At 63.9% G+C, this 16144-nt stretch carries 16 protein-coding genes; 6 read left to right on the top strand and 10 right to left on the bottom strand.

What is annotated here, in order from left to right; all coding sequences use genetic code 11:
- Positions 1-25 precede the first annotated feature (25 nt).
- From CQ050_RS08420 to CQ050_RS08410, 3 genes are all read right to left on the bottom strand, one after another.
- Entirely contained in the window at positions 26-2488 is a 2463-nt protein-coding gene (locus CQ050_RS08420) for an outer membrane usher protein (RefSeq protein WP_255410165.1), read from the bottom strand.
- A 41-nt stretch (positions 2489-2529) separates the two neighbouring features.
- Positions 2530-3078: a fimbrial protein gene (locus tag CQ050_RS08415; RefSeq protein WP_105556365.1), complete on the bottom strand. Its 549-nt coding sequence runs from the start codon at positions 3076-3078 to the stop codon at positions 2530-2532.
- Positions 3079-3160: 82 nt separating this feature from the next.
- Entirely contained in the window at positions 3161-3697 is a 537-nt protein-coding gene (locus tag CQ050_RS08410; RefSeq protein ID WP_105556605.1) for a fimbrial protein, read from the bottom strand.
- 322 nt (positions 3698-4019) lie between these two features.
- On the opposite strand from CQ050_RS08410, the gene CQ050_RS08405 reads away from it, so the two are divergent.
- On the top strand, positions 4020-4661 hold the full coding sequence (locus tag CQ050_RS08405) for a response regulator transcription factor (RefSeq protein ID WP_105556364.1): 642 nt from the start codon (positions 4020-4022) through the stop codon (positions 4659-4661).
- A 27-nt stretch (positions 4662-4688) separates the two neighbouring features.
- Here CQ050_RS08405 and hpaI read toward each other — a convergent pair whose 3' ends face one another.
- Genes hpaI through CQ050_RS08385 form a run of 4 tightly spaced genes read right to left on the bottom strand, consistent with a single transcriptional unit; the run spans position 4689 to position 8138 of the window.
- Positions 4689-5489 (bottom strand): 4-hydroxy-2-oxoheptanedioate aldolase, encoded by an 801-nt coding sequence (hpaI, locus tag CQ050_RS08400; protein WP_105556363.1) that lies wholly within the window; start codon positions 5487-5489, stop codon positions 4689-4691.
- Positions 5490-5504: 15 nt separating this feature from the next.
- On the bottom strand, positions 5505-6308 hold the full coding sequence (hpaH, locus tag CQ050_RS08395; protein ID WP_105556362.1) for a 2-oxo-hept-4-ene-1,7-dioate hydratase: 804 nt from the start codon (positions 6306-6308) through the stop codon (positions 5505-5507).
- A 17-nt stretch (positions 6309-6325) separates the two neighbouring features.
- Positions 6326-7075, bottom strand: coding sequence for a fumarylacetoacetate hydrolase family protein (locus CQ050_RS08390; protein ID WP_105556604.1), 750 nt, complete (start codon positions 7073-7075; stop codon positions 6326-6328).
- A 10-nt stretch (positions 7076-7085) separates the two neighbouring features.
- Positions 7086-8138 carry a fumarylacetoacetate hydrolase family protein gene (locus CQ050_RS08385; protein WP_105556361.1) on the bottom strand — a complete coding sequence of 351 codons (1053 nt, stop codon included), beginning with the start codon at positions 8136-8138 and terminating at the stop codon, positions 7086-7088.
- A 203-nt stretch (positions 8139-8341) separates the two neighbouring features.
- On the opposite strand from CQ050_RS08385, the gene hpaE reads away from it, so the two are divergent.
- The gene (gene hpaE / locus CQ050_RS08380; protein ID WP_105556360.1) at positions 8342-9808 is read left to right on the top strand and encodes a 5-carboxymethyl-2-hydroxymuconate semialdehyde dehydrogenase; all 1467 of its coding nucleotides are present in this window, start codon (positions 8342-8344) and stop codon (positions 9806-9808) included.
- Positions 9809-9834: 26 nt separating this feature from the next.
- Complete coding sequence (hpaD, locus tag CQ050_RS08375; RefSeq protein WP_105556359.1) at positions 9835-10686, top strand: 3,4-dihydroxyphenylacetate 2,3-dioxygenase; 852 nt, start codon at positions 9835-9837, stop codon at positions 10684-10686.
- 1 nt (position 10687) lies between these two features.
- Here the strand turns inward: hpaD and hpaR are convergent, their stop codons facing one another.
- Both hpaR and CQ050_RS08365 read right to left on the bottom strand, forming a co-directional pair.
- A complete protein-coding gene (hpaR, locus tag CQ050_RS08370) occupies positions 10688-11152 on the bottom strand; it encodes a homoprotocatechuate degradation operon regulator HpaR (RefSeq protein ID WP_105556358.1) in 465 nt (154 codons plus the stop codon).
- Positions 11153-11264: 112 nt separating this feature from the next.
- A complete protein-coding gene (locus CQ050_RS08365) occupies positions 11265-11897 on the bottom strand; it encodes a hypothetical protein (protein WP_105556357.1) in 633 nt (210 codons plus the stop codon).
- Between the two features lie 426 nt (positions 11898-12323).
- Between CQ050_RS08365 and radA the strand changes: the two genes are divergently transcribed.
- From radA to CQ050_RS08350, 3 genes are all read left to right on the top strand, one after another.
- The gene (radA, locus tag CQ050_RS08360) at positions 12324-13685 is read left to right on the top strand and encodes a DNA repair protein RadA (protein WP_105556356.1); all 1362 of its coding nucleotides are present in this window, start codon (positions 12324-12326) and stop codon (positions 13683-13685) included.
- 95 nt (positions 13686-13780) lie between these two features.
- Positions 13781-14560 carry a sulfite exporter TauE/SafE family protein gene (locus CQ050_RS08355; RefSeq protein WP_105556355.1) on the top strand — a complete coding sequence of 260 codons (780 nt, stop codon included), beginning with the start codon at positions 13781-13783 and terminating at the stop codon, positions 14558-14560.
- Between the two features lie 192 nt (positions 14561-14752).
- Positions 14753-14992 carry a hypothetical protein gene (locus tag CQ050_RS08350; protein WP_105556354.1) on the top strand — a complete coding sequence of 80 codons (240 nt, stop codon included), beginning with the start codon at positions 14753-14755 and terminating at the stop codon, positions 14990-14992.
- Between the two features lie 130 nt (positions 14993-15122).
- Here CQ050_RS08350 and CQ050_RS08345 read toward each other — a convergent pair whose 3' ends face one another.
- A complete protein-coding gene (locus CQ050_RS08345) occupies positions 15123-16079 on the bottom strand; it encodes a 2-hydroxyacid dehydrogenase (RefSeq protein ID WP_105556603.1) in 957 nt (318 codons plus the stop codon).
- Positions 16080-16144: the final 65 nt, after the last annotated feature.

Here is a 16144-nt window from a genome sequence, read left to right as displayed (position 1 = left end):
TTCGGGAGGGTTCGGGCGCCAGGCCTTACGGCGTGGGGTGGCAGAGGAACCGTTCAGGCGACCCGGCTGCATCCGTTTTGGGAATGTCAAACGAGCATTGCGGCTTGCCGTTCCATTGCAGCGTCATGGTCTCGCCGGGTTTCATGCCGCTCAGGTAGACAACCCCGTCATCGCCGACGATGCCCGTGGCCTGGTTGCGGCTATTGCGCACGGTCACGCCAAAGGGAGGATGCGCGCCGTCGCTCAGCTGGATGGTCGTCATGGCCTTTACTCCGGAAATCAAGTCCAGGGAGCGGTAGCCAATGGCGCCTTCGGTCAGCGTCGCCTGCACCACCGATTGGGTCGCTTCGACGTCATCGGCAAGCGCGTCGAGGTCGATGCTGGCCTGGTTGCGGTAGTAGCTGTTGACGTCGGTGATCACGGCGGTGCCGAACAGGTTCGACTTCGTTGTCATGCCGTAGCCACGCACCGGCACGCCGGCGACACCGTTGGTGTCGATCATCAGGCGGGTGCCGCCTGCGACGGACGTCCGGTGCAGCGCGGCACCCTTGGCGGTAAGCGTGGCGCCGCCCTGCATGGACAAGCCGCCCGAGCTGTAGGCGCCCGATTCATGGCTGACACTGGCCACGACCTGCGCCAGCGTGCCTTCGTGCGTCAGATAACCGCTGGCCTTGCCGCCGCCGCCCGCGCCTGCACTGATCATGTAGTTGTTGCGTTCGTCCAGGCGGTCGTAGTAGCTCACGTTGTGCGTGGCGTTGCGGCGGTCCACCGACGCGCTGTAGCTGACGGATGCGCTGTTGCCCAACGGAATGCTCAACGACAGATACGCGCCACGATCCGACGCACCGTCGGCTTGCGTCTGGTAGCCCGTGACCGACAGGCTCAAGTTCTTCAGGCGGCCCAAGTCGAAATAGCGTGATGCCGACAGGCTATAGCGGTTGCTTGACCGGCTGTTCCAGTAGGTCTGATGGTTGAGGTTGGCATAGACGCTGGTATTCGCGCCACGGAACTGCTTGCTTACCGTGGCGGTATACATGGCCTTGCTCTGGTTCACCGGCGTGCCGCCGTGGCGGGCGTCGATAAACTCGTTCATGGTCATGAAGTCCCGCTGCGAAAACCGGTAGCCGGCGAACGTGACTTGACTATCGAATTCCTCGAAGCGCTTGGAATAGCTGGCGCGGTAGGACTTCCCGGAAAGGATGCGGCGGCCCGGCAACACGGCGCGCGATTGCGTGACGTCAACGGACAGCGCGCCGAACGCCATCAGGTCGCGGCCCACGCCGACGGCAACCGCGGCATAGTCCTTCGCGCCCAGGCCACCCCCGTAAAGCGACCAGCCGTTGCTGACGCCCCAGGAGAACTCGCCGGACCCGAAGGCTGGACCGTTCATGCGGTGGTTCCATTCGGAAGGCTTGCCCCCCGCGAATTGAAACCGCACCGAGCCGGGACGGGTCAGGTAGGGGATGTTGGCGGTATCGACCTGAAATTGCTGGCTGGTGCCGTCTTGTTCTTCCACGCGCACGTCCAGTTTGCCGCTGACCGCGTCGTTCAAGTCCTGGATGCGGAAAGGGCCGGGAGGTACTTGGGTGTCGTAGAGCACGCGGCCCAGCTGCCGCACGATGACGCGCGCGTTGCTGCGGGCAACGCCCGAAATTTCGGGTGCGTAGCCGCGCAAGTTTGGCGGCAGCATGCTGTCGTCACTGGTCAGGCTGGCGCCTGTGTATCGGAAGCTGCCGAACAGATTGGAGTTCAGGTAGTCTTCGCCCACAATCAGGCTCGAGCGCATCGAGGGAACGGCTCGCATGGCGTAAAAGCGGCTCCAGTCGAAACTCTGGCGGCGCGTTTGTCCGGTGATACGGTCTGCCTGCGCTTGCCAGTCGGCACGCATGCGCCAGGCGCCCAGGTTCATGCCCAGCGTGCCATAGCCGCTTAGGCGTGTGGAGTTGCCCTCGCCGCGAGTGCGTCGCGTGGATTGCGCGTTCAAGTTGTAGTCCAGCAATACGCCGGGAATGCCTTCATCCCAGCGCGACGGTGGATCCCAGTTTGGGGCGCTGTACTCAAGTGCGGCTTGCGGGATGACCACGTACAGCCCCGAGGTGCCGAGATCGGCGCGCACCGTCATGCCGGCAACGCTATCGGGATCCAGGCACTTGCCGCCGTTCCACCAGGTCAGCTTTCGCTCTGAGCTTGCGCGCAGGCCCAGTTGGGCCACCAGCTCCGGAGACAGGCAGGCCGCGCTACCCTTCGGATCGTCGGCAGGCGCCAAGAACGAGACATCAAGGTCGTTCAGCTGATTCTGATTGACGTGCAGGGTCAGGTTGTACGTGCCCGGCATGATGTAGTTCGCCCGCGCGAAGACGCTCAGGTCAATGTTCTGCCTGTCCTTGATGTCCAGGACGTCCGTGTTGAATTCGAGTTCCTCGGCAGCTTCAGCGGAGCAGGCAATCAGCATCAAAACAACTATGTTCAGCACCCTGAGGCGAATCACGTGAACGGCGTCCTTTAGCGTCTCAACAAAAATGTGGCGGCTCAGAAGTAGTTCATCCGGAGCCGGATGGTGATCTGGTAATCGCCCGCTTGAAGCGCGGCGCCCGTGCCGGTCAAGCTAAGCGCGTAGAGCAATGCCAAGTCGCCGGATGACGGCAAGCGCTGTTGCACGGGGACGCCGGGCACCACTTGTTTGCCGCGGCTGTCTTTGATTCGAATCGCGATGCCTTTGGCCGACCCTCGGGGCAAGAACCCTTGGTGGTCTCCGGTGCCTTCGAATATCAGGGTGAACGTGTTGCTGCCGAGGTCGCCGGAATGGGTACGTGGGGGGCTGCAATTAAGCAGTTGAACTTTGAATGGTTGTTGTAGGGTGGCTACGCCACTTATCAGCCCGCTGATGGCGGCGGGCGCCATGCTGACGGTTTGATCCTTGGACTCCACCTGTAGCGAGCATGGCGAGCTCACAATGGCGCCGTTCAGGCTGACCTTCGCCGTCAGTGCATGCGCGCTGGCCGTGCCTGCCATGCAGGCGTTCAGGGCAATGAACAGAATCAGCAGGCCAGGGCGTGAAGCAGACTTGAACCGATGCATCGGCTGTTTCCCCCAGTTCTCCAAAAAGGAGCCCGACGCGCGCAAACCTCGCGCGCTTCGGGCAGTTGGATCCCTGAGGGACTTACTGGTAATTCAGGGTGAAGGTCGCGGACGTGGTGAAGTCGCCCGGAACGACGGTGCCGCCGGTTTGGCCGTCGCCTTGCAGATAGGCCTGGAACTGCAGTACGTTTTCCGTGTAGATCAGCTTCGAGGCCGGGGACGGGGTGTTGGCCTTGATCAGGTTGCCGTGGCTATCCGCGATAGCCAGGCTGGCGCCGGAAGCCGCGCCGCTGGTGAACGCCAGCAGGTCGGGCTGAGGAACCGACGTCTGGCCGCTGAACGTGGCGGTGACGTTTTTCTTGGCATCGGTCAGGTCGCATTCGGTCAGGCGGATCTGGAAGGTCTTCGGCGCGGACTTGCCGCCATCCTTCAGTGCGGACTTCGTGATCTTGTCCATTTGCACGGTCTGATTCGCGCTTTCGGCGGTGATCGAGCAAGGGGCTTCGATGATCGAGCCCTTGAAGGTGATTTCGCCGCCATCATTGGCGGCAAAGCTTGCCGAGGAAGCGGTGCCCAGGGCCATCGTTGCGAGGAGCAGGGCCAGTTTATTGAGTTTCATCACGGTGTCCATGTAAAGGGGTTTCAGCCTTCAGGACAGCGATCATGTGGCGATGCAGTGAGACTTCAATCTACAGCCACATTCGCCTTTTTTTCGCCGCTGTCTTTTAGCTGAAAGCAGTGTATGGACCGTGGCAACGGGCGAAAATAGGATGGGTAGCAGTCGCTTGTAGGAAATTTCCTAATCGGCCCGCCGACTCCGTTGTGGTTCTAAAGGAATACGCTGTGCGACTAGAATTAGAGGTCCCGATACGTGACGCTGGCAGGTCAAGGCCTGAGGCGCGACTGCGGATGCTTACTCAAAGGAAATGCGGTAGCCGGCCATGAATACGATCCTGATTGTCGATGACCATCCTCTGGTAAGACTCGCGGTGCGGATGCTGCTTGAGACGAACGGCTTTCACGTTGTTGGTGAAGTCGGCAACGGTATTGACGCCGTGCAGGCGCTGCGCGACTTGTCTCCCGACGTGGTGATCCTGGACATCGGCATCCCCAAGCTGGACGGCCTGAGCGTCATCGCGCGCATGTTGGCCATCAACCCGGACTGTCATGTCCTGGTGCTGACGTCACAGTCGTCGGAGGCGTTCTGCCATCGTTGCATGCAGGCGGGCGCCAAAGGGTTCATCAGCAAGGACGAAGACCTGAACAAGCTGGTCAACGCCATCAAGGCCGTGATGGCGGGCTATAGCGTCTTTCCGTCGATGGCGGTGGCGACCGAGCATGGGCGCCTGTCGGACTCGGACATGGTCAAGCGCTTGTCCGACCGCGAGATGGTGGTGCTGCAATACCTGGCGCAGGGCCGGTCGAACAAGGAAATCGGCGAACTGCTCTTGCTTAGCAACAAGACGGTCAGCACGTACAAGACGCGCTTGCTGCAAAAGCTGGGGATGGAATCGGTGCTGGAACTGGCCGAATTCGCCAAGCGCAACGCGTTGCTTGGCGTGCCGGGCCCCGAGGGCGTCTGAATTCCCGGGGCCGGCTTCGAAGGCGGTTTAGTACGGGCCTTTGCCCGCCGCCACCGTCTTCACGTCTTTGAACTCTCCCGCCAGGCTTTCCGCCGCCCGCGCAAGCAGCACGGCGTCGACGCCCACCGCCACGAAGGTGGCTCCCAGGGCAAGGTAGTGCTTGGCCTGCGAAACGCCGCTGTGCAGGATGCCCGCGGCCTTGCCGCTGCGCACGATGCGGGTGATGGCGTCATCGATGGTCTTCAGAACCTCGGGGTGTTCCGGCTGACCCAGGTAACCCATGCTGGCCGAGAGGTCGGCGGGGCCGATGAAGGCGCCGTCCACGCCGTCCACCGCCAGGATCTCGTCCAGGGCGTCGATGCCGCGCGGCGTTTCGATCTGCACCAATACGCACATCTGGTCGTTGGCGCGTTCCAGGTAATCGGGAATGCGGTTCCAGCGTGACGAGCGCGCCAAGGCGCTGCCCACGCCCCGGATGCCCGCGGGCGGGTAGCGCACGGCGGCGACGGCGGCTGCGGCTTCTTCCGCGGATTGAATCATGGGGACCAGCAGGGTTTGCGCGCCAGTGTCGAGGATCTGCTTGATCTGCACCGGGTCGTTCCAGGCCGGGCGCACGACGGGCGCCACCGGATAGGCCGCCACCGACTGCAGTTGCGCCAACGTGGTCTGCAACGTGTTGGGAGCGTGTTCGCCGTCGATCAGCAGCCAGTCAAAGCCCGCGCCCGCGACGATTTCCGAGGTATAGGCGCTGGCCAGGCCGGCCCACAGGCCGATTTGGGGCTGACGGTCGCGCAAGGCTTGCTTGAAGGTATTGGTGAGGATGTCCATGGACTGCATGCCGTGTTAAATGAAATGACAGTTGACGGAACCCAGCACGCCGTAATCGACATTGAACGTGTCGCCGGGCCGGGCGGCTACCGGTCGGGTGAAAGACCCCGACAGGATGATTTCTCCGGCCTCCAGCGCCACATCGTGGGCGGCCAGCTTGTTAGCCAGCCATACTACGCCATTGGCGGGGTGATTCAAGACGCCCGCGGCAACGCCCGTTTCCTCGATGATGGCGTTGCGCGACAGGATGGCGCCGATCCAGCGCAGGTCCAATTCGCCTATTTTCACAGGGCGTCCGCCCATGACCACGCCCGCGTTGGCGGCGTTGTCCGCGATCGTGTCGAATACCTTGCGCGGGCGCTTGGTGTCGGGATCGATGCCGTGCGAACGCGCATCGATGATCTCCAGCGCGGGGATCACGTAGTCGACGGCGTCATAGACCTGAAACAGCGTCACGCCGGGGCCTTGCAGGCGCTTGCCCAACACGAACGCCAGTTCGACTTCCAGCCGCGGCAGGATGAAGCGGCCGGCTGGGATATCGCCGCCGTCCTCGAAGAACATGTCGTCCAGCAGCATGCCGAAGTCGGGCTCGTCGATCTGTGAAGCCTGTTGCATGGCGCGGGACGTCAGCCCGATCTTGTGGCCGCGTTTGACGCGGCCTTCCGCCAGTTTCAGGTCCATCCACGCACGCTGGATGGCATAGGCGTCGGCAATGCCGATATCCGGATGTTCCAGCGAAATCTGACGGATTTGCGTGCGGGTGCGTTCGGCGTCGTGCAGGCGCGCGGCAAGGGCGCGCACGGTTTGGATGTCTAGCATCGGGTGTCCACGGTGAATCAGGAAGGGAAGGGGGCCAGCGTGTTGACGAGTCGTCCCACGCCTTCGATCTCGGTCACGACTTCGTCGCCGGGCATGACGTTCACGATGCCGTCGGGCGTGCCGGTCAGGATCAGGTCGCCGGGAGACAGCGTCATGAAGCTGCTGAAGTACTGGATCAGCGCGGGCACGTCGAACACCATGTCGCGCGTGTTGCCGCGCTGCGTCTCGATGCCGTTGACGGTGGTGCGCAGGGCCAGGTTCATGGGATCGGGCACGTCGTCGCGGTCTACCAACCATGGGCCCAGCGGCGTGCAGGTGTCGCGGCTCTTCACACGCAAGTTGGGGCGATACCAGTTTTCCAGGTAGTCGCGCACCGCGTAGTCGTTGGCGACGGTGTAGCCCGCGACGTAGTCATAGGCCTGGTCGCGTTTGACGCGGCTTGCAGGTTTTCCGATGACGACCGCGAGCTCGCATTCATAGTGCATGAACGCGGCGTCGGCCGGACGCAAGGTTTGTGCGCGGTGTCCGACGAATGTGTTGGCTGCCTTCAGGAAACCCAGCGGCTCGTCGGGCGCCTTGAAGGCCAATTCGCGGGCATGGTCCGCATAGTTGATGGCCAGCGTGAAGGTGGTGCGGGGTTCAATGGGCGGCAACCAGGCCACGGCGTCTTCGGCCAGGATGCGGCCGTCGGCCAGACGGATCTGGCCGGGCCCCGCTTCGGTGGCCGCGTGGGTGGCGCCCTCGTAAACAATACGTGCGTGCTTCATGGCGGCTTCCTCAAGCGGTGGCGGCGGCAAGCAGGTTGCCCAACGTGCCGACCTGCGGGATTCGGATGTCATAGCGTTGGCCGGCGCGCAGGCGCGGCGCGTCGTGGGATGCGCCGACCAGCAACATGTCGCCCGCCTCGAAACTCATGAACTGTGTGACGTCGGCGATCAGCCGAGCAATCGGCCGGACCAGGTCGGCGGTGCGGGTCCGCAGCGCCAGGGCGCCATCCACATGGATTTCGATCTCCAGCGCGTCGGGATCGGCGATGGATGCGGCCGGCGCCATGCCGTGGCCGATAGGGCAGAATCCATCGCGGCATTTCTGCTTGAGCGCGGGCCGGAAATAACTGGCGTGCGGCACGGAAAGGTCGGCCACGACGCGGTAGCCCGCGACGTAGCGCAGCGCTTCCGCCTCGCCGACCCGCGTGGCGCGACGCGAGAACACCACACCCAGGCAGGCGCCCACTTCGACCTCGTCCACGTCGGCAGGCAGCGTGATGACGGCACCGTCCTGCGCATAGGTGTTGGCGGGCTTGATATAAAGCACCGGCGCCTTGGGGGCAGCGTTGTACGGGGGGGCGTGCATGGCACCGCTCAGCGCTTCCAGGGACTGCCGCGTGTTCAGGGCAGTGCCCACCACGGTTCGAGGGGGCGCCGCCCGGGCCGCGGCCGCTGCTGCGGCGCGCGCGGCAAGATACTCGCGGTAGTTGTTCACTTTGTAGTTCAGGACCGGGTCGGCTTCTTCGATTTGCATCGAAATGCCCAATGGATTCGCGGCCATGTGCGGCGCCAGCGCGTTCGTCAGGGCCTCGAACACCCGTTCGCCCAATGCCGCCTTTTGCGCGTCGCTGCGGCCGTGCCCGACGCGCAACACGACGTGGACAAAGGCATTGTCCGGGTGGCCGTCGACGATCAGGCAATCGTCCACGCGCAAGGCTCGCGTGCGGGCGCCGGCCAACGGGAAAAGGGTGCCGTCGCCGACGGCGGCGTCCTGCACGGTACGCATCAGCGCGGGCGTGTCCAGCTTCAGGTTGCCGGAGTACTCAATCCAGATGTGGGGCATGTCGTCTCGCTGAACATATAGTTAGCATGTTAAGTATCATAGTGAAAATGTACAGCCGCGGCAATGCGCGGCGGGGGTAGGACCGGTTCACCCAGGATGGGGGTTTCCCGCTGTTGACAGCGCTACGTCGTCCGCATATTGTTAACGTGTTAATTATAAGAGCTGGGCGAAATTCAACTTCCGGTCACGCACGAGGAGCGCACGTGAGCATCAAGCACTGGATCAATGGCAAGCAGGTCGATAGCGCGGACCATTTCATCACCTATAACCCCGCCACCGGCGACGCCATCGAAGACGTCGCCGCGGGTGGCCAGGCCGAGATCGATGCCGCGGTGTCCGCCGCGGCCGATGCCTTCCCGAAGTGGGCGAATACGCCCGCCAAGGAGCGGGCCCGGTTGATGCGACGGCTGGGCGAACTGATCGAGCAGAACGTGCCGCAACTGGCCGACCTGGAAACGCGGGATACGGGCTTGCCTATTTCGCAAACACGCAAGCAACTGATCCCGCGTGCCGCCGAGAACTTCAGTTTCTTCGCCGAGGTCTGCACGCGGATGAACGGTCATACCTACCCGGTGGACGATCAGATGCTGAACTACACGCTGTACCAACCGGTCGGCGTGTGCGCGCTGGTGTCGCCCTGGAACGTGCCGTTCATGACCGCCACCTGGAAGACCGCGCCATGCCTGGCGCTGGGCAATACCGCGGTGTTGAAGATGTCGGAATTGTCGCCGTTGACGGCCGACCAACTGGGCAGGCTGGCACTCGAGGCCGGCATCCCGGCGGGCGTGCTGAACGTGGTGCAGGGTTACGGCGCCACGGCGGGCGACGCGCTGGTGCGTCATCCCGGCGTGCGCGCCATTTCTTTCACGGGCGGCACCGTGACAGGCAAGAAAATCCTGGCCAGCGCGGGTGGCATCAAGAAGTACTCGATGGAGCTGGGCGGCAAATCGCCGGTCTTGATTTTTGACGATGCGGACGTGGAGCGCGCGCTTGATGCGGCATTGTTCACCATCTTTTCCCTGAACGGGGAACGTTGCACGGCCGGCTCGCGCATCTTCGTCCAGCAGCGCATTTACGACGATTTCGTGCGCCAATTCGCCGCGCGCGCCGCGCGGCTGGTGGTGGGGGATCCGGCCGACGACGCCACCCACGTGGGCGCGATGATCACGCGCCAGCATTGGGAAAAGGTGACGGGCTACATTCAGTTGGCGGAAAAGGAGGGCGCCCGCATCCTGGCGGGGGGCGCGGCACAGCCCATCGGCCTGCCCGCCCATCTGGCTGGCGGCAATTTCGTGCGCCCCACGGTGCTGGCCGACGTCGACAACCGCATGCGTTGCGCGCAGGAAGAGATTTTCGGGCCCGTGGCCTGCCTGATCCCGTTCAAGGACGAGGCCGAGGGCCTGGCGCTGGCGAACGACGTGAAGTACGGGCTTGCCTCTTATATCTGGACAAGCGACATCGGCCGCGCCCACCGCCTGGCGCGCGGGATCGAAGCGGGCATGGTGTTCATCAATAGCCAGAACGTGCGCGATCTGCGCCAGCCGTTCGGCGGCACGAAGGAATCGGGTACGGGGCGAGAGGGCGGGGAATACAGCTACGAAGTGTTCGCCGAAATCAAGAACGTGTGCGTATCGCTCGGTGGCCACCACATCCCGAAATGGGGCGCATGAGCGCCGGGTACCAGGAGACAACCATCATGGGTAAGCTTGCACTGGCGGCCAAGGTGACGCATGTGCCGTCGATGTACCTGTCGGAACTTCCCGGCAAGCACCACGGCTGCCGAGAGGCGGCCATCCAGGGGCACCGCATCATTGGTGAACGCTGCCGCGAGCAGGATGTGGACACGATCGTGGTGCTGGACGTGCATTGGCTCGTCAATGGCGGCTATCACGTGAATGCCAACGGGCGGTTCAAGGGACGCTACACCAGCAACGAGCTGCCGCATTTCATCAAGGATATGGACTACGTGTACCGAGGCAATCCCGAATTGGGGCGGCGCATCGCCGAGTGCGCCAACGCGGCCGGGGTGGGCACGCGCTCGCACGAGATCGACAGCCTGGAGCTGGAATACGGCACGCTGGTGCCGATGCGTTACATGAACGGCGACGGCCGCTTCAATGTCGTGTCGGTGGCGGCCTGGTGCGCGTGGCATGCGCTGGAGGACAGCCGACGTTTCGGAGCGGCGTTGCGCCAGGCGATCGAGGCCAGCGATAGCCGAGTCGCCGTACTGGCCAGTGGGTCGTTGTCGCATCGCTTCAACGACAACGGCCGTCCGGAGGCTGCCATGCACCGGATCAGCCGCGAGTTCTACCGTCAGGTGGATCTACGTGTGGTCGAGCTGTGGCGCCAGGGAGACTGGAAGACGTTCTGCGCGATGCTTCCCGAGTACGCCGACCTGTGCGTGGGCGAGGGCGGGATGCACGACACGGCGATGCTGTTGGGATTGCTGGGCTGGGATGGCTATGACAAGCCGGTGGAGATCGTCACTGATTACTTCACCAGTTCCGGTACCGGGCAGATCAACGCGATCTTCCCGGTGCCGGCCTGAGTCACGGCTCGCCGGATTCGCGCGATGCGGGCGCGTCGCGCTTGATCAGGTCGACCATGGCGTCGACGTCGCGGTACAGGCGCTCAAGCAGTTCCTTGCCGATCTTGCCTTCGATCTCTTGATATTTCGCATCCACCTGTGGGCGCATGCGGTCGATCAGCTTATTGCTTTTAGGGGTCAGGGATATTTCCTGGCGGCGCTGATCGGCGCTGGAGCGCACGCGCTTGATCAGGCCCTGCTCTTCCATGCCGGCCAGCATGCGGGTCAAGCTGGGGCTAAGGATCTGGCAACTACGGGCGATCTGATTGGGTTCCATGGAGCCGACTTCGCTCAAGGTGCGCAACACACGCCATTGTTGTTCGGTGACGCCCGCCGCATGCAGCACAGGGCGGAAATGCGCCATCAGGGTTTCGCGCGCGTAAAGCAGCAGGTGGGGAAGATTGCGGTGGTGGAAGCTCGGACTCATGGCGGCTATGTTAGCAAGAAGCCGCCCATTTTTTGACCAAATATTTGCGTGCGTCTTGCGCACCACACCTCCCATCGGCCGGGGGTCGATGGGAGGTGCTGGGGGGCGGGGATCAGGCCGGGTTTTGCTGCGCCAGTTCCTGCAGGTCGTCCGGCAAGGTCAGGTCAGGCGCACCCTGCTGCAATTCGCGCAACGCCTGGACGGCTTCGTCCTGCCTGTCGTCCTGGACCAGGGCGCGGATGTGGGCCACGCGGGCCTCAACGTCCTGTTCGCTGAAGGCCACGATTTCGGTCGCCGTGGCTTCGCCTTGCTGCGCCGATTCGGCGGCAGCGGTTTCCGGGGCGACGGGCGCGGCCTGAGGCTGGGGCGCGGGGGTGTCGTTCGGGGCGGCGGAGACACGTTGGGCGGCAACCGGCGCAGCCTGCATGCCCACCAGCGTTTCGGCCGATACGGCCGAGGCGGGGGAGCGTTCAGCGCTGGCGCTGACTTCGTGGGGAGCCGCCAGTTGGGCGTTCATTTCCTGCATGTCGGCGTTTTCGCGCATGTCGGTCCAGGCGAACAGGCCTGCCACCATCGCGGCGCAAGCGGCCGCGGCCCAGCCGGGATGCCAACTGTGACCGGGATGCCAGGTACGGCGCACCGCCGCGTCAAGTTCGGGACTGGTCCCGGGTCTGGGCTTACGGTACAGGGCGCGCAGATCCCGTTCATCGTCTTCGTCGAAAGGGGGGCGATAGGTAATGCTCATGCGCGTACTCCTCGCGCATACGTCCGGTGGCAGGACATATCCGCGTTTGACCTTTGCTGGGCGCCGCGCCGGTGGTCCGGCGGTCTCGTCGTGGCTAGGGTCTTGTTCCGGTTTATGCGGCCTCGGCAAAGACCGCAGGTCGATTGCGCCGCGATTCCCGTTGCTGCGCCCGTAAAGGGCGTTTGGCGTCGGGTATGCCGTCCTGACCGGACGGTTCGACAATGCGCTGCACCCGTTGATTATGCGCGATTTGCAGAAATCCGGCAGAGAATTTCTTCTATTTGCATGATGTAACTTTGGACTGTCCCCGTTAGTGAAAGCGAAATGACAGATTCGCGCACCGGGGCGGCGCAATCAGGGCGCGGGTGCGCCTGTTGATGCCTGCCTTGCAGGCTGAAAAGACAGGTTGCCGGTACACTTTCGCGCATGGCCAAATCCCGAACCGTATATGTGTGCGCCGACTGCGGCGGCACTACCCCGAAGTGGCAGGGCAAATGCCCGCATTGCAACGCCTGGAACACCCTGGAAGAAACGGTGGAATCGTCGACGCCCGCTGCGTCGGCGCACCGCTACGCGCCGCTGGCCTCGGCCAGCCCGGTGCGCAGCCTGTCCGAAATCGAAGCCCGCGAAACGCCGCGCCAGCCTACCGGGCTGGACGAGTTCGACCGGGTGCTGGGCGGCGGCCTGGTGGCCGGCGCGGTGGTGCTGATCGGCGGCGATCCGGGCATTGGCAAGTCCACGCTGCTGCTGCAGGCACTGGCATCGATGTCCCAGAGCACCAACGTCCTGTATGTCACGGGCGAGGAATCCGCCGAGCAGGTCGCGCTGCGCGCCCGCCGTCTGGACTTGCAGACCGGCAATGTCAACCTGCTGGCCGAGATCCGTCTGGAGGCCATCCAGGCCGCGGTGTCCGAGCAGAAGCCGACCGTCGCGGTGATCGATTCGATCCAGACCCTGTACAGCGGTGAACTCAGCGCCGCGCCCGGCTCGGTGTCGCAGGTGAGGGAGTGCGCTGCGCAATTGACGCGGCTGGCCAAGCAGACCGGCATTGCCATCGTCATGATCGGTCACGTCACGAAAGACGGTGCGCTGGCGGGCCCGCGCGTGCTGGAGCACATCGTGGACACCGTGCTGTATTTCGAAGGTGACACGCATTCGTCGTTCCGGCTGGTGCGTGCATTCAAGAACCGCTTCGGCGCGGTGAACGAATTGGGTGTCTTCGCGATGACCGACCGTGGCCTGCGCGGCGTGGCCAATCCATCCGCGCTGTTCCTGTCGCAGCATGAACAGCAGGTGGCCGGTTCCTGCGTGATGGCCACGCAGGAGGGCACGCGGCCACTGCTGGTCGAGATCCAGGCGCTGGTCGACAGTTCCCATGCGCCCAACCCGCGCCGCCTGACCGTTGGCCTGGAAGGCAATCGCCTGGCCATGTTGCTGGCGGTGCTGCATCGGCATGCCGGTGTCACCACTTTCGACCAGGACGTTTTCGTCAATGCGGTGGGCGGGGTGCGCATCACGGAACCGGCGGCGGATTTGCCGGTGCTGCTGGCCATCATGTCATCGCTGCGCGACAAGCCACTGCCGCGTGGTTTGATCGCTTTCGGCGAGGTCGGCCTGGCGGGCGAGATCCGGCCCGCGCCGCGCGGGCAGGAACGCTTGCGCGAAGCGGCCAAGCTGGGCTTTTCCATTGCGTTGATCCCCAAGGCCAACGCGCCGCGCCAGCCCATCGAAGGCCTGGAAATCTGGGCGGTGGACCGCTTGGACGCCGCGTTGGACAAATTGCGTTGACGTCCTGGTCCGGTGCAACCCGGGCCAGGTCCGCTTGAATCTCCCTTTTTTCGAATCGCCCATCCTGGACAAGGCCGGGTCTGCTGGAGCAAGACGTGAGTCTGTTTGTTATTGCCGCGTGCCTGACCGCGGGTGGCCTGATTGGCTTCATGGGCGGCGTGCTCGGCATCGGAGGCGGACTTATCGCCATCCCCGCGCTGGTGCTGTTGATGGGGATGTCTCAACAACTGGCTCAAGGCACGGCGCTGATCATGGTGCTGCCTGCGATCACGATGGCCGTGCGCAAGTACAACCAGCAAACGCGGATCGACAAGCGCGTTGCCGCGGCGGGCGCGGCAGGCGCCGTGGTATTCACCTGGGTGGGGGCGCGACTGGCGCTGGGCATCCATTCCAGCGTGCTGCGTCAGAGCTTCGCCGTATTTCTGTTCTTCATTGCCTTGTTCTACGTCTGGCAGACCTGGCGCGCCGCGCGTCCCGCAGCGAAGCGTCCGCAGGCCAACAAGGCGCCGGCTCCGGTCTTCACCCCGCGGCGCGCCAGCGTGCTGGGCATGCTGTGCGGCACGCTGGGCGGCTTCTTTGGCGTCGGCGGCGCGGTACTGGCCGTGCCCATCATCACGTCGGTATTCCGCTTGCCGCAGACCACCGCGCAAGCCTTGGCGTTAAGCATGGTGATCCCCGGGTCGACCATCGCGCTGATCACCTACGCGTGGGCCGGGCAAGCGGATTGGATGGTCGGCCTGCCGCTGGCCATCGGCAGCCTCTTGTTCGTGCCGGTCGGCGTGAAGCTGGCGTATCGCCTTCCTGAACGCAAGCTGAGAATCAGCTTTGCAGTGATGCTGTTCGCCACCGTCGCGCTGCTGGCCTTCGAGGCGTAGACGAGTCAGCCTTCATTTGTGACCCGGTGCGCATCGGCGCTTTTCTATTTCCAAGCGTTAGCGTCCGAAATTTTATGGTTCCAGGTTGAACCTTCTGGATGGGCCGACTTCAAACGGAGTACGGGGTAAGCGGCGATGTTGCCGCCCCGTGTCGGAAGAGGCTTCGGCCTTTTACATTCAGGAGTTCATGAAATGACGACTCACTCCCGTATTGCTGCGTTCTTGTCCACCTCGGCCTTGTGCCTCGGTCTTGCTGCTGCGCCTTCGGCGTTCGCGGCGGGCGCCGATGCGTCGGCCAAGGCGGGCGATACCAAGACCCAGGCGCAGCACAAGCATCACAAGTCTGACAAGACGTCCGCCAAACCGGCAGCCGCCAAATCGGGCACGGCATCGAAGATGGACCATTCCGGCGCCACGACGCCGGCGAAGTAGGCAAGGGGCTGTAAAGCCCGATATCGTTCCTTTGCAGGAAGACTGCCGGCCCCGCGGGACCCGGAAAGTCGAAAGCCTCTCGGTATGGGCACCGAGAGGCTTTTTCGTTTCTACCGTGACGCCAGGCGCGTCATTCCACCGGTGTGATCACGCGACCGGTGTCGAAGTAGGCCTGAAGATTGTCGAGCATCAGGTTTTCCATCGCAAGGCGCGTCTCCAGCGTGGCGCTGCCGATGTGGGGCAATACGACGGCGTTGTCGCTCGTGGTCAGCGCGTCCGGCACCTTGGGTTCGTGTTCGAACACGTCCAGCGCGGCGCAGCCCAGTTTGCCCGATTCCAATGCGGCCACCAGGGCGGTCTCGTCGATGACGGGTCCGCGCGCGATGTTGACGATGATGCCCTTGGGACCCAGCGCTTCCAGGACCGGCTGGTTCACCAGATGGCGCGTGCTGGGGCCGCCCACCGTGGCCACGATCAGGAAGTCCGCCCACGTGGCCAGATCGACCAGCGAGGCCTCGTAGCCGTAGGCGATGTCGTCGCGCTTGCGGCGGTTGTGGTAACGCACGTCCATGTCGAACCCGGTGCCGCGCTTGGCGATTGCTTCACCGATCCGGCCCAGGCCCACGATGCCCAGTTTCTTGCCGCTGACGCGCTGGCCCAGCGGGATGCTGCCGTGCACCTGGCCCCACTGGCCGGCGCGCACGAATCGTTCGCCCTGGCCCATGCGACGAGCGCCGGCGATCAAGAGGCCCCAGGCCAGGTCCGCCACGCAGTCCGTCAGCACGTCCGGTGTATTGCTGACCTGCACGCCGCGCTTGCGGGCCGCGTCCACGTCGATGGTTTCGTAGCCCACGCCCCAGCTGCAGATGGCTTTCAGGTCGGGCAGCGCGTTGATGAGTTCGGCGTTGGCGCCGAAGTTGGCCGACGTGACGACCGCCGTGATGCCCTTGCCGTGTTCGGCCAGCGCGGCTTGGCGGTCGGGGAATTTCCACAGCTCGACAACGTCGTACCGGTCGGCGAGGTTCTTGTTGGCGGAGGGGGAGCCGGCCAGCGAGCCGACCTGGATGATGCGATGCTTAGTGGTCATGTTGTCGTACGGGTGGGTGGCGAAAATGGTCATGCTACTTGATTCGGCCTTGAAATCCGCAAAGG

The sequence above is a fragment of the Achromobacter sp. MYb9 genome, assembly GCF_002975275.1.
Taxonomy (GTDB): Bacteria; Pseudomonadota; Gammaproteobacteria; order Burkholderiales; family Burkholderiaceae_B; genus Achromobacter.
This window is presented reverse-complemented; position numbering and strand designations above follow the sequence as displayed.

What these genes read in the sequence shown, in the direction of transcription:
- hpaI (WP_105556363.1), bottom strand. Translation starts at nt 5,489, where the DNA reads ATGGACATCCTCACCAATACCTTCAAGCAAGCCTTGCGCGACCGTCAG.
- hpaD (WP_105556359.1), top strand. Translation starts at nt 9,835, where the DNA reads ATGGGTAAGCTTGCACTGGCGGCCAAGGTGACGCATGTGCCGTCGATG.
- CQ050_RS08390 (WP_105556604.1), bottom strand. Translation starts at nt 7,075, where the DNA reads ATGAAGCACGCACGTATTGTTTACGAGGGCGCCACCCACGCGGCCACC.
- CQ050_RS08405 (WP_105556364.1), top strand. Translation starts at nt 4,020, where the DNA reads ATGAATACGATCCTGATTGTCGATGACCATCCTCTGGTAAGACTCGCG.
- hpaR (WP_105556358.1), bottom strand. Translation starts at nt 11,152, where the DNA reads ATGAGTCCGAGCTTCCACCACCGCAATCTTCCCCACCTGCTGCTTTAC.
- radA (WP_105556356.1), top strand. Translation starts at nt 12,324, where the DNA reads ATGGCCAAATCCCGAACCGTATATGTGTGCGCCGACTGCGGCGGCACT.
- CQ050_RS08385 (WP_105556361.1), bottom strand. Translation starts at nt 8,138, where the DNA reads ATGCCCCACATCTGGATTGAGTACTCCGGCAACCTGAAGCTGGACACG.
- CQ050_RS08350 (WP_105556354.1), top strand. Translation starts at nt 14,753, where the DNA reads ATGACGACTCACTCCCGTATTGCTGCGTTCTTGTCCACCTCGGCCTTG.
- CQ050_RS08415 (WP_105556365.1), bottom strand. Translation starts at nt 3,078, where the DNA reads ATGCATCGGTTCAAGTCTGCTTCACGCCCTGGCCTGCTGATTCTGTTC.
- CQ050_RS08410 (WP_105556605.1), bottom strand. Translation starts at nt 3,697, where the DNA reads ATGAAACTCAATAAACTGGCCCTGCTCCTCGCAACGATGGCCCTGGGC.
- CQ050_RS08365 (WP_105556357.1), bottom strand. Translation starts at nt 11,897, where the DNA reads ATGAGCATTACCTATCGCCCCCCTTTCGACGAAGACGATGAACGGGAT.
- hpaH (WP_105556362.1), bottom strand. Translation starts at nt 6,308, where the DNA reads ATGCTAGACATCCAAACCGTGCGCGCCCTTGCCGCGCGCCTGCACGAC.
- CQ050_RS08345 (WP_105556603.1), bottom strand. Translation starts at nt 16,079, where the DNA reads ATGACCACTAAGCATCGCATCATCCAGGTCGGCTCGCTGGCCGGCTCC.